The sequence below is a fragment of the Salinigranum sp. genome (assembly GCF_041641895.1).
In the GTDB taxonomy this organism is placed as follows: Archaea; Halobacteriota; Halobacteria; order Halobacteriales; family Haloferacaceae; genus Salinigranum.
Genome location: NZ_JBEPXO010000106.1, coordinates 1 through 12,217, shown reverse-complemented (window position 1 = coordinate 12,217; position 12,217 = coordinate 1). Strand labels below are relative to the sequence as shown.

The 12,217-nt window shown below is 69.7% G+C and carries 10 protein-coding genes and 1 pseudogene; 5 read left to right on the top strand and 6 right to left on the bottom strand.

Annotated features, from left to right (window positions below; translation table 11 throughout):
• From ACESK5_RS17305 to nirK, 3 genes are all read left to right on the top strand, one after another.
• Positions 1 to 455, top strand: a 455-nt coding sequence (locus ACESK5_RS17305) for a DNA-binding protein (protein ID WP_372912827.1), incomplete at its 5' end; no start/stop codon positions are given.
• Positions 456 to 593: 138 nt separating this feature from the next.
• Entirely contained in the window at positions 594 to 1,766 is a 1,173-nt protein-coding gene (locus ACESK5_RS17300; RefSeq protein WP_372912826.1) for an MFS transporter, read from the top strand.
• Positions 1,767 to 1,892: 126 nt separating this feature from the next.
• Positions 1,893 to 2,999, top strand: coding sequence for a copper-containing nitrite reductase (nirK, locus tag ACESK5_RS17295; RefSeq protein ID WP_372912825.1), 1,107 nt, complete (start codon positions 1,893 to 1,895; stop codon positions 2,997 to 2,999).
• A gap of 66 nt (positions 3,000 to 3,065) precedes the next feature.
• Here the strand turns inward: nirK and hutH are convergent, their stop codons facing one another.
• From hutH to ACESK5_RS17265, 6 genes and pseudogenes are all read right to left on the bottom strand, one after another.
• Positions 3,066 to 4,664, bottom strand: a complete 1,599-nt coding sequence (hutH, locus tag ACESK5_RS17290; protein ID WP_372912824.1) for a histidine ammonia-lyase — start codon at positions 4,662 to 4,664, stop codon at positions 3,066 to 3,068.
• Entirely contained in the window at positions 4,657 to 5,904 is a 1,248-nt protein-coding gene (gene hutI, locus ACESK5_RS17285; protein WP_372912823.1) for an imidazolonepropionase, read from the bottom strand. Before hutI ends, hutH begins: the two co-directional genes overlap by 8 nt.
• Positions 5,901 to 6,875 carry a formimidoylglutamase gene (gene hutG / locus ACESK5_RS17280; RefSeq protein ID WP_372912822.1) on the bottom strand — a complete coding sequence of 325 codons (975 nt, stop codon included), beginning with the start codon at positions 6,873 to 6,875 and terminating at the stop codon, positions 5,901 to 5,903. The genes hutI and hutG overlap by 4 nt, the downstream gene beginning before the upstream one ends.
• Positions 6,865 to 8,634: a urocanate hydratase gene (hutU, locus tag ACESK5_RS17275; protein WP_372912821.1), complete on the bottom strand. Its 1,770-nt coding sequence runs from the start codon at positions 8,632 to 8,634 to the stop codon at positions 6,865 to 6,867. Before hutU ends, hutG begins: the two co-directional genes overlap by 11 nt.
• A 50-nt stretch (positions 8,635 to 8,684) precedes the next feature.
• Positions 8,685 to 8,861, bottom strand: a pseudogene (locus ACESK5_RS17270) (HalOD1 output domain-containing protein); the annotation flags it as partial.
• Between the two features lie 643 nt (positions 8,862 to 9,504).
• Positions 9,505 to 9,849, bottom strand: a complete 345-nt coding sequence (locus ACESK5_RS17265; protein ID WP_372912820.1) for a hypothetical protein — start codon at positions 9,847 to 9,849, stop codon at positions 9,505 to 9,507.
• Positions 9,850 to 10,037: 188 nt separating this feature from the next.
• Between ACESK5_RS17265 and ACESK5_RS17260 the strand changes: the two genes are divergently transcribed.
• Both ACESK5_RS17260 and ACESK5_RS17255 read left to right on the top strand, forming a co-directional pair.
• Entirely contained in the window at positions 10,038 to 11,132 is a 1,095-nt protein-coding gene (locus ACESK5_RS17260) for a helix-turn-helix transcriptional regulator (RefSeq protein ID WP_372912819.1), read from the top strand.
• A 440-nt stretch (positions 11,133 to 11,572) separates the two neighbouring features.
• Positions 11,573 to 12,154 carry a hypothetical protein gene (locus ACESK5_RS17255; RefSeq protein ID WP_372912818.1) on the top strand — a complete coding sequence of 194 codons (582 nt, stop codon included), beginning with the start codon at positions 11,573 to 11,575 and terminating at the stop codon, positions 12,152 to 12,154.
• Positions 12,155 to 12,217 lie beyond the last annotated feature (63 nt).

Below are 12,217 nucleotides of genomic sequence, written 5' to 3'. Positions count from 1 at the left end.
TCGTCGGCACGCTCACCGAGAAGGAGGACATCGGCGAGGACTCCGAGTACTGGCGTGGCCGGATCGTCGACCCGACAGGGACGTTCTTCGTCTACGCTGGGCAGTACCAGCCGGAGGCCGCCGCGGCGCTGCGTGACCTCGACGCACCCTCCTACGTCGCCATCGTCGGCAAGCCGCGGACGTACGAACCCGAAGACGGCGACGGCGTCATCGTGAGCGTCCGCCCCGAGTCCATCACGGAAGTCGACGCCGGGACGCGCGACCGCTGGGTCGTCGAGACGGCCCAGCGGACGGTCGAACGCGTCCGCGCCTTCGACGACGAGGGCAACCAGTACGCCCGGATGGCGAGAGAACACTACGGCGACGCCGTCGACCAGTACCGCGAGGAGGCCGTCACGGCGCTGAGCAGCCTCGACGAGACGGGCGAACTCGACACCGACGCGCCGACCGCGTAGGCGTCGCCCCGTCCACTGCTTCGATTCAGCTCCCGTCGCCAGTGGCCACGCTGGTCGTGTCGGGTCGCCGAGCCGAATCCACCGGCACGCCGGGCCGCGACCGCTGGGGCTTTAGCACCCCATAGAGGAACTCACCGTATGACTGCCGAGTCGGCGTCGGCGCGGCGTCCGTGGCTGGTGCTCGCCGGGTGTTTCCTAGTCTCGACCGGGTTCAACGCGTACCTCTTCGCCCCGGCGAGCATCATCTCGTTGTTCGTCGAGGCGTTCGGCATCGACAAACCCACCGCGGGGCTGTCAATCAGCGTCGTCTTCCTCGGCTGGGTGGTGTTTCAGCTCCCAAGCGGCCTCCTGATGGACCGGTACGACAACCGGATGCTCGTGTACGCCGGGAGCGTCGTCTTCGTCGCCGCCGCCCTCGCGGGCCCCTTCGCACCGACGTATCCGACGTTCCTGGCGACGCGGTTCGTCGGCGGCGCCACGGCGGTGTTCCTCTGGACGGCGAACGCCAACATCGTCGCGCAGTCGTTTCCACGGGCGCGGCGAGCGCTCGGGACGAGCCTGTTCGTCACGAGCGCCCCCGCGGGAGTGACACTCGCACAGGCCGCTGGCCCGTCGCTCCAGGCCGTCGTCGGCTGGCGGGGCGTCGTTGCCGTCTACGCAGTCGTCACCGTGGTCGGACTGGTCCCGTTCACGTGGGCGCTCGACGCGCCGGTGCAGAACGAGTCGGCGCTCTCGCTGTCGGGGTTCGCGGCGGCGCTCAGAGACCGACGGGTGCTGGCCATCGCGGCGAGCAGTTTCTGTGCGTACTCGCTGTTCGTCTTCTTCAACTCGTGGATGCCCACGTACGCCGCAGAGGCCGTCGGTGTCGACATCGGGACCGCGGGGGCGCTCGCGGCCATCGTCCCCGCGATGGGCCTGCTCGCGCGGCCGGGCGGCGGGTGGCTCTCCGACCGCATCGGGGGCCGCCGTCGACCGGTCATCGTCGCGGCCTTCGTGCTCGTCGTCCCGGCGCTCGTCGCTGCGGCCGTGGCGACGTCCGTGGCCTGGCTCGCGGTGGCGCTGTTGCTCGCGGGCGTCGGGTCACAGCTCGGGACGGGCGTCTTCTACGTCTACGTCGAGGAGGTGTCCCCGGCCGGGTCCGGCGGGACGAGCCTCGCGGTGCTGATGACACTCTCCATCGGCGGGTCGCTCGCCGCGCCGGTCGTGGCCGGGTGGCTCGTCGACGTCGCCTCGTGGTCGGCGGCGTTCGGGTTCGGCGGGGTGCTGGCCGTCGCTGGCGTCGCCGCCGTCGCCACTCTCTCGGAGGCGTGACGGTCGGCGACTCTCAGAAACCGAGAATCCGTGGTCGAACTCCGAACGTGTTCGTCAGCCTTCTTCGGGCGAGAGAACCAGATGCCCGGGTTATACTCGTCCTCCCCGGAGGTGCATCTGTTGACCATGTCACTCGAACTGACGCGACGACGGATGTTACAGACGACTGGACTCGGCGGGGCGGCGGCGCTGGCTGGCTGTGTGGCCGGCGCGCCACGGGCGGACACGAGCGTCGATGCGGGGGCGGTCGCGACGGCACCGACGGCGCAACTGGACGCGGCGAAGCCCGTCGACGTCGACCGAATCGCGGCGGACCCGCGCGACCTTCCCCCGCCCATCACGCGGACCGAACCCGCCGTGGTACCGGTCGAACTCGAGACGCTAGAACTCGTCGCGGAGGTGGAACCGGGCGTCACGTTCGACTACATGACCTTCGACGGTCAGGTACCGGGCCCGCTCATCCGTGCACGGGTCGGAGACACCATCGACCTGACCATCCGCAACCACCCGGACAACGCGATGGTCCACAACGTCGACTTCCACGCGTGCCGCGGCCCCGGTGGCGGTGCGGAGGCGACGCTGGTCGCCCCCGGTGAAGAGAGGCGCCTGCAGTTCCAGGTGACGTACCCCGGAGCGTTCATCTACCACTGTGCGGTGGCGAACGTCGACTACCACATCTCGGCCGGGATGTTCGGCATCATCCTCGTCGAACCCGAGGAGGGACTCCCCGCGGTGGACCACGAGTTCTACCTCGGCCAGCACGAACTCTACACGGAGGGCGAGACGGGCGAGGAGGGCCACCACGGCTTCTCGTTCGCCCGGATGGCCGCCGAGGATCCGACGTACGTCCTGATGAACGGCGAGAAGTACGCCATCGGCCCGCAGCAGTACGACGAGATGAACATCCGGACGGACGAGACGGTCAGGATATTCTACGGCGTCGGCGGGCCGAACCTGTTCTCGAGCTTCCACCCCATCGGCTCGGTGTGGGACGAGGTGTACCGGCAGGGGGCACTCGCCTCCCCGCCGGACCGGTACGTCCAGACGACGCCCGTCCTCCCGGGGAGTGCAGCCGTCGTGACGATGCACACCCCCGTCCCCGGCGACTACAAGCTCGTCGACCACGCGCTCTCGCGGGTCGCCCGGAAGGGGGCGCTGGCCGTCGTCCACGCCGAGGGGCCGGAGAACCCCGACGTGTTCAGCCCCGAGTCGGCGGCGGAGGAGACGGCCTGAGCCCGAGTCCGATTCGCACGGGAGCGACCCGTCGGCACGCTTCGAGGCAGTCGGTGCTGTACCCCCTCACTCCAGCTCTTCTACCGCGTCGAACAGGGCAGCGTCGAGTCGGCCGTCCCCGACGAGCGCCGCGAGCGCGTCGACGTCGCCGTCGCTCGGGCGGTCCTCGTCCAGCGGCTCGACGACGGCCCGGACGATGTCGTACACCGCCCCGGTGCCGACGCCGTGGCGCAGGTCGTCGACGAACTCGGCCGCCTGTGCCGCACAGAGCAGTTCGATGGCGACGACCCGGCGGGCACGGTCGAGCGTGCGCCGCGTCGTCAGTGCCGACGTCGCGCTCATGCTGACGTGGTCTTCCTGTCCGCCGCTGACGGGCGTCGAGTCCGTCGCCGGTCGGCCCTCGGCGCGGCACTCGTTCACGAGCGCAGCGGCGGTGTACTGCGGGATCATGTAACCCGACCGGACCCCGCTGTCGGCAGTCAGGAACGGGGGGAGGTGCGACTCCTGTATCGAGGGGTTGAGCGTCCGGTCGATACGCCGCTCGGCGATGGAGGCGAGGTCCGTGAGCGCCGCCGTCACGTAGTCGAGACGGTGTGCTAGCGGCGCGCCGTGGAAGTTGCCGCCGGAGACGACGGCCGCCGTGTCGGTCCCCGAGGCGCGCGCGTCGAGCGCGTCACGGGGGAAGACGATGGGGTTGTCGGTGACCGCGTTCAACTCTGCCTCGACCGCCTCGCGGAGGTGTGAGACCGCATCGCGCACCGCGCCGTGAACCTGCGGGAGGCACCTGATGGAGTACGCGTCCTGGACGCGGTCACAGTTGCGGTGCGACTCGACGATTTCGGACTCCCGGGTGAGGCGTTTGACGTTCCGCGCGCTCGCGGCCTGTCCGCGGTGCGGCCGGAGGCCGTGGATGGCCGGGTCGCAGGCGGCCGTCGACCCCATCGTCACCTCGGTGGTGAGCGCGCTCGCCGCGTCGGCCGCCCGGACGAGGCGCTCGGCGTCGAACAGCGCGAGTGCCGCGAGTCCCGTGGTGAGTTGCGTCCCGTTGATGAGTGCGAGTCCCTCCTTCGCCCGGAGGGTGAGCGGGTCGAGGTCGGCTCGACGGAGCGCCTCTGCGCCGGAGACGCGCTCGGTGCCCGAGTCGCCGTCGCCGTCGCTGTCGACGTCGGCCGCTCCCTCGCCGAGCAGGACGAGCGAGAGGTGCGCGAGCGGAGCGAGGTCGCCGCTCGCGCCGAGACTCCCGCGGGAACGGACGACCGGGTGGACGCCGCGGTTCAGCAGCGTCAGCAGGTGGTCGATGACGACTTCGCGGACGCCGGAGTAGCCCCGGAGCAGGGTGTTGAGTCGAACGACGAGGAGCGCCCGCACCTCCTCGCGGGAGAGGTCGCGGCCGCTGCCGGCGGCGTGACTCCGGAGGAGGTTCGTCTGGAGGTCGTCGACCTCGTCGGACGGGATGCGGGTGTCGACGAGGTCACCGAAGCCGGTGTTGAGGCCGTAGACCGCGTCGCCCGCGTCGAGGACGCTCTCCACTCGCTCTCGGCCGGTACGGACGGCCTGCCGGGCAGCCTCGGTCACCTCGACCGGGCGGTCCTCGCGGGCGACGGCGACGACTCCCTCGACGGTGAGGTCGGTCCCGTCGAGACCGAGCGATGAGTCGTCAGTCACGCCGGACCACCTCCCCACCCGTCACGACAGTCTCGACCCGGTTCACGTCGAGGTCGTACGCGAGGTACACGTGGGAGGGTGCGTCGACGACAGCCAAGTCGGCCGGCGCGCCCTCGCGGAGCGTCCCCCGCCCGTCGTCGAGGTCCAGCGCCCGCGCGGCGTGCGCAGTCGCGGCCACGAGCGCCTCGCCAGGCGTGAGTCGCATGCCCACGCAGGCGAGGGTCATCGCGAACGGCATCGCCCGCGAGAAGCAGTTGGGGTTGAAGTCGGTCGCGAGCGCGACGGGCGCGCCAGCGTCGAGCATCGCCCGCGCGTCGGCGTAGTCACCGCCGAGGGAGAACGCCGTCCCGGGCAGGAGCACGGGGACGACGTCGGCGGCGACGAGTGCCGCGACGTCGTCGTCGGTCGCGTGGAGGAGGTGGTCGGCGCTCGCCGCACCCACCTCGGCGGCGAGTCGTGCCCCGCCCGTGTGAGCGAGTTCCTCGGCGTGGACCTTCGGCGTGAGGCCGTGGTCGAGGCCGGCCTCGAGGACGCGACGCGACTGGTCGGGCGTGAACGCCCCCTCGTCGCAGAAGACGTCGCAGAAGCGGGCGATACCCTGGTCGGCGACGGCCGGGAGCTGGTCGGCGACGACCGCGTCGACGTAGTCGTCGCCGGTCGTCCCCCGGGGGACGGCGTGAGCACCCATGAACGTCGGGACGACGTCGACCGGGTGGTGGTCGTCGGCCTCCGCGATGGCCCGGAGCATCCGGAGTTCGGTCTCGACGTCAAGGCCGTAGCCCGACTTCACCTCGACGGTCGTCGTCCCGTGGGCGAGTGCGACGTCGAGGTGTGCGAGCAGGTCGGCAGTGAGTCGGTCGGTCGACGCCTCGCGGACGGCGCGCACGGTCCGGAGGATGCCGCCGCCCTGCGCGAGCAGTTCCTGATAGCTGGCACCCCGGAGTTTCGCCACGAACTCGTCGGAGCGGTCGCCGGCGAAGCAGGCGTGGGTGTGGGCGTCGACGAACCCCGGGACGACCGTCTTCCCGGTTGCGTCTATCGACTCGTGGGCGTTCTCGGGCGGGTACGCCCGGCAGACCTCGTCCGAGGCGCCGACGGCGGCGACGCGTCCGTCGACGACGGCGACGGCACCGTCGACGGTTCGACGGAGGCCCTCGTCGCCGGTGCCGACGACCACCTCCCGCGCGTCGTGGACGACGAAGTCGAGGCCCCCGTCGGTGCCGGCGTCGGCGGCGGTCATCCCGTCACCTCCGCCGACTCGGCCCCCGTGTCGGCATCGACGGCGGTGCCGGCGAGTGCGTGGGCGACGACCCGCGCCGCCGCAGCGACCGTCCGCCCACTCGCGTCGAGCGGTGGCGCACACTCGACCACCTCGACGCCGCGGAGACGGGGGTCCGCACAGAGCTGCCGGACGATACCGAACAGTTCGCGGGTGGAGAGGCCGCCCGGCGTCGGCGCGCTCACGCCCGGTGCGGCCGCGGCGTCGAGGACGTCGCAGTCGACGCTGACGTACAGCGTCTCGACCTCCGAGAGCGCGTCGAGCGCTCGGTCGACGGCTCCCTCGACGCCGCCACCGCCGACGGCCTCCGCCGGAACCGCCTGCCAGCCCCACTCGTCGAGCGTGTCGACGTACGGTCCGGCGGTCTCGAAGTGGCGCGCGCCGAGACAGACGTACCCCGCGAGGCCCGCGTCGTGGAGTTGGCGGTAGGGCGTGCCGCTCGTGGGGCCGTCGCGGACGCGCCGGACGTCGAGGTGCGCGTCGAGGTTCACGACGCCGACGTCCCGGTCGAGGAGCGGGGTGACGTTGGCGACGGTGAGCGAGTTGTCGCCGCCGAGGAAGACGGGGAGGGCGTCGAGTGCGTGGACGGCACGGGTCGTCTCGGCGAGGCCGCGCTGGACCGCTGCGACGTCACCGTCGGAGACGACCACGTCGCCGAGGTCACCGAGCGTCGGGGGCGTGGAGCCAGCGAGGTGTCGCGTCTTGAGCGCGGCGAGTTCCTCGCGGATAGCCGCGGGTGCGTCGGCCGCGCCACGCCGGCCGATGACCGCGCCGTCGTACGGTTCGCCGACGAGGACCGCGTCGTGGTCCGTCGCCGCGAGCGTCGTCGAGTCGACGACGTCGCCGAACTGCTCGTCGGCCGGGTCGGCCGAGGGGCCCACCCACCGCGGCGGGGCGACGAACCGGTCGTCGCCGTCGGGGTCACTCGTCATCGTCACCCGCCCCGTGCATCGGAACGTGGACGTCCGACGTCCGTGCCTCGTCGAGCGCCTCCGGGTAGCCGGCGTCGGCGTGCCGAATCACGCCCATCCCGGGGTCGGTCGTGAACACCGCCCGGGCCTTCTCCGCGGCCAACTCGCTCCCGTCGAGGACGACGTGGTTGTTCGCGTGCAGGGAGTTGCCGATGCCGACGCCGCCGCCGTCGTGGACGCTCACGATGTCCGCGCCGGCCGCACAGTTCACCAGGGCGTTGAGGATGGGCCAGTCGGCGACGGCGTCCGACCCGTCGCGCATCGCCTCTGTCTCGCGGTTCGGCGAGGCGACCGACCCGGCGTCGAGGTGGTCCCGCGTGACGACGATGGGGGCCGACAGCTCTCCGGTACGGACGAGGTCGTTCATCGCCAGCGCGAACCGGGCGCGTTCGGTGAGGCCCTCTTCGGCCCCGTAGCCGAGCCAGCAGACCCTCGCCGGGAGACCCTGGAACGCCACCCGGTCGTGAGCGAGGTCGATCCACCGGTGGAGGTGCGGCTTGTCCGGGAACAGTTCCGTCACGAGTTCGTCCGTGCGGTGGATGTCGGCGGGGTCACCCGAGAGCGCGACCCATCGAAACGGGCCCTTCCCCCGGCAGAAGAGCGGCCGGATGTACGCCGGGACGAAGCCGGGGAAGTCGAAGGCCCGGTCGAGGCCGCGGTGCTCTCGCACCTGCCCGCGGATGTTGTTGCCGTACTCGAACGCCACCGCCCCTCGCTCCTGGAGCGCGAGGATGGCCTCGACGTGTCGAGCCATCGTGTCGAGCGACGCCTCGACGTACGCCTCCGGGTCCTCCGCCCGGAGTCGGTCCGCCTCCGCGACGGTGTAGCCCGAGGGGTAGTACCCCTCGAGTTCGTCGTGGGCGCTCGTCTGGTCGGTCACGACGTCGGGGACGACGTCGCGGGCGAGCAAGCCCTCGAGGAGGTCGGCGGCGTTCGTCTCGACGCCGACGGAGTACGCGTCGCCCGCCTCGGCGGCGTCCGTCGCCCGCCCGAGTGCCTCGTCGAGGTCGTCGACGCGCTCGTCGAGGTAGCGCGTCTCGATGCGGCGGTCGATACGGCGGCCGTCGACTTCGGCCGCGAGACAGACCCCCCCATTCATCGTCACCGCGAGCGGTTGGGCGCCGCCCATCCCGCCGAGGCCGCCGGTGACGACGAGGCGGCCACGGAGTCCGGCGCCGTCCGTGTCACCCGACCCCGCACCGAACTCCTGCCGGGCGAGTTCCGCGAGCGTCTCGTACGTCCCCTGGATGATGCCCTGGGTGCCGATGTACGCCCACGACCCGGCGGTCATCTGCCCGTACATGACGAGGCCCTTCGCCTCGAGTTCGTGGAAGTGGTCCCAGTCGTCCCACTTCCCGACAAGGTTCGAGTTGGCGACGAGCACCCGCGGGGCGCGCTCGTGCGTCCGGAAGCGTCCGACGGGTTTGCCCGACTGGACGAGGAGCGTCTCGTCCGCGGCGAGCGAGCGGAGTTCCTCGAGGATGGCGTCGTACGCGTCCCACGACCGCGCCGCTCGGCCGGTGCCGCCGTAGACGACGAGGTCTTCGGGTCGTTCTGCGACGTCCGGGTCGAGGTTGTTGTTGAGCATGCGGAGCGCCGCCTCCTGCCGCCAGCCCTTGCACTCGATGTCGGTGCCGGTCGGCGCACCCTGGTACCGTTTCCACTGTTCGGAGGGCGTCCCGACGTTGGAACGTCGCGTCCCCGCGGTGTCGGAGTCCATGCGGCAAAAATTGCGACGAGGGCGTAAAATCGTGTGGGTCGGTGTGACATGGAGTCGGTCAGTCGGTCGACCGCCTCCACGTCGATGGGTCGAGACAGTGATTGGAGGTCCGGTGGAGCCGTGTTCGTCGTCGTCGCGACGGCCGAAACGACGGCCTCACGTAGATTCGAGGCGGAAGCCAACGAGTTTACTCGTGGGAGGAAGCCGACACTCCTGACACCTTCCACGGACGACCAACAGCCGGTTTCGCCACCGTGAGAGTTATCGTACAGCACCTCGTCGGATTGGGTACACTCCGGTCGGCCAAACGTGTCGTCCGTGGAGGGGCCTCCGTAGGTAGGCCCTGAAGTCGGGGACGGATGACGCCTCGTCGCTCTCGCTGTCTTCCACAGCGACGAAACGAGGGGAGTCCACCGATAATTGAAGTGGTGTGAGACGGCTTCGGACGGTGACCACCGGGCGGAAAACCGCGCAGGAAACCCCTCCGCGTGACCCCCTGCCGTCGTGCAACCCGCCCCTGACGGCGGACGAAGTGTGGGCCGAAACCCCTCGCGGGGGAAACCCCACGACTTCAGTCGTGGGTAACTTACACACGGTTGTCTCCGTCGCGTCGAATACGGCCTCGAACGTCGTCTTCGGAGGGCCAGGTCGGCCAGGACCGGTGTGGTCGGGTCTCGTTGTCTCCCCGTCCGTGGACAGCGAAGTCGAGTCCGATGAACGCTCTCCGACTCCTCCGTTGCCCCGGTGGACGACGTCGTCTGCGACGCTGACAGTACCGTAGACGCCAGCGCCGGAACGCCCGTCGTCAGTGTTCTCGTCGACGGTCACGCCCGAACTGGTGCCGACTTCGCCATCGGCGTCAGATCGGGTTTAGTCGTCATCGTCATCGTCGCCATCGTCGTCGTCATCCGAGTCGTCTGAATCGTCCGAATCGTCCGAATCGTCGTCGTACCGGTCGTCCGAGTCGTCTGAATCGTCCGAATCGTCGTACCAGTCGTCGGAATCATCGGCATCATCCGAATCGTCGTACCGGTCGTCGGCGTCGTCCCGGTCATCAGAGTCGTCCGAATCATCGTCGTATCGGTCGTCCCAGTCGTCGTCGTACTGGCTGGTCGTGTCGGTCGCGAGTGCAGAGGATGCCGCACTCGCCGTTGCGGCTGCGCCCCCGGCCACCACGAACGCGGCGACCAAGAGGACGAGTAGTTTTGAGTTCATTGCTGCACCCGGTCGGAAGGAGTGGAAGGAGAAAAGTCAGAACGCCCCTATCGCCCGGTTTCGGGGTTTTGAGACCCATTTGCATCGCTTTGCAGCCGTTTTCACCCTTCGTTAACACGTCGGGTTCGTGAACGGTCGACAGCCCTTTTGCCGCCTGTTGCGGTACTACAGTGAGGCTCACCGCGCGCATGCAACTCGTCATCTATCTCTCCGTCCTCCTCGCCGTCGTCGCGACTCCGCTGGGTGTACTCGGTGTGGCCCCAGTCGACTCGAAGGGGGTGGGACAGCCCGTCGAGAGCCAGTTGCAACAGACCGAACTCGACGCGGAGCGTGTCCTGTTGCGGTTCGACGTCCTCGCGAACGGAACCGCCGTCGCGTCCGTCGAGTACCGGTTCGGACTCGATGGTGTGAACGAGACGGGGTCGTTCGACCGCCTCCAGGCGGAGATCGAGTCGAACCGGACGCGGTATCTCGGCCGGTTCGAGCGCCGGGTGAACCAGACGGTCCGGACGGCGGCGAACGCGACGGGCCGCCCGATGCGTGTGACGGACGCGAGCGTCCGCGCGGAGACCAGACAGCTTCCCAGTCCGTACGGCGTCGTCGTCTACACGTTCACCTGGCACGGCTTCGCCAGCGTCGACGACCGGAGCGAACTCGGCGTCGGTGACGCGTTGTCGGGGCTGTATCTCGACGAGGGCGTCCAGCTGCAAATCTCGTGGCCCGACGGGTACGACGCGCGGACCGTCCACGAGAGGGTCACCGACCAGCGCGACAGCGCGGCCATCTGGACGGGGCCGCTCTGGTTCGGACGGGACGGCCCCCGTCTCGTCCTCGTCGAACGCGGCACGGGGACGGGGTTCGAGGTGATGCCGACGGTGTTCGTGGGGCTGAGTGCGGCGTTCGCTCTGAGCGGACTCGCGTTCTGGTGGCACGGCCGACAAAATCGTGACCGTGACAGCGAGCGCGTGCGCGAGGGCGCCATTCGGTCACAGTCGGCGAGCGCCGGAGACGGAGTCACTGAGCAGACGACGTCGACACCAGCGTCGACAGGCGGCGTCGACCCGGAGCTGATGAGCAACGAGGAACGGGTCGTCTGGGAGATACGGGACCGCGGCGGTCGCATCAGACAGCAAGAACTCGTCTCGGCGCTGGGGTGGAGCGACGCGAAAGTCAGCAGGACCGTCAGCACGCTCCGCGACCGGGGCGACATCGAGGGGTTCAGACTCGGAAACCAGAACGTCCTCTCGCTCCCGGTGGACGACGAGACGGGAGGCGAGCCATGATCGATGTCACGCGACGGTTACGTCGGGTCGGACGTGCAGCCAGTCGACGGGGTCGCGAGCAGGTCACGCGAAGCCGAACGGCTCGTGCCAGCGCGAACGCGGTGGCGGTCGTGCTGTTCGGACTCGCACTCGTCTGTGCCCTCGTCGCCGGAATCACCCTGGTCGACTTCGGTGATGGGACCACCCTCCACCCGCCGACGAACGAGTCGGTCGACGCGCCCGGAGTCGGCTACGCGGGCGTCGTCGGCGCACAGGAGGCCGAAGTCCGAGACGAGTACGACACGCGCTCGTTCGAGACACAGCTCACGCAGGCATCCGATCCAGCCTCGCGAGCAGCAGTCGTCGCGAACGAGACGAGACAGGTCGAAGCCAATCTCGAACGGCTCGAGACGCGACGGAACCTCCTCGAAAACGACGACGAGCCGGCGTATCGGAGTCGGGTGACCTCGTTCGTCGCACAGAGCGTCGTCACTGAGAAGCGACTCGACCGGACCCAACAAGCCGCAGAGACGCTGCCGCCGGCTGTCCGCAAACAGTACGGACTCGCGCCGGCGACGTTCAGGGCGCTTCAGGACCGGACGGACGCCCTCGTGACCCCGGAGATGATGACGGTCGCACGGGGGGTCGCCGGAGACGATGTCGGCGACGATTTCGACGACGACAGCGACGACGACAGCGACGACGAGACTGGTACCGATGAGGCCGGTGCATCGGGCGACGACGCAGACAGCGAGGACAGTGCAGACGACACGGACGACGATACGTCGGACGACGGCACTGATGACGCGGACGGCGCGAGCGAGTCAGAAGAAGACGACACGACCGAGCGGGATGACGGCAGCGGTAGTGATGCTGACGACACTGACGGAACCGACGACGAGTCCGACGATGACGGCGACGACACGGAAGAGACCGGAACGAGCGACGGGGACGACGTGCGCAACAGCGACGACGGCGACGACAGCAGTGACGACGACGATGACGGCGACGGCGATTACGATGGCGACGACACAGACGACTGAGCCGCTCAGCCCCGGAGACACCACCTCAGCACGGCGAACGGGGTGATGTCTGACGAACCATTA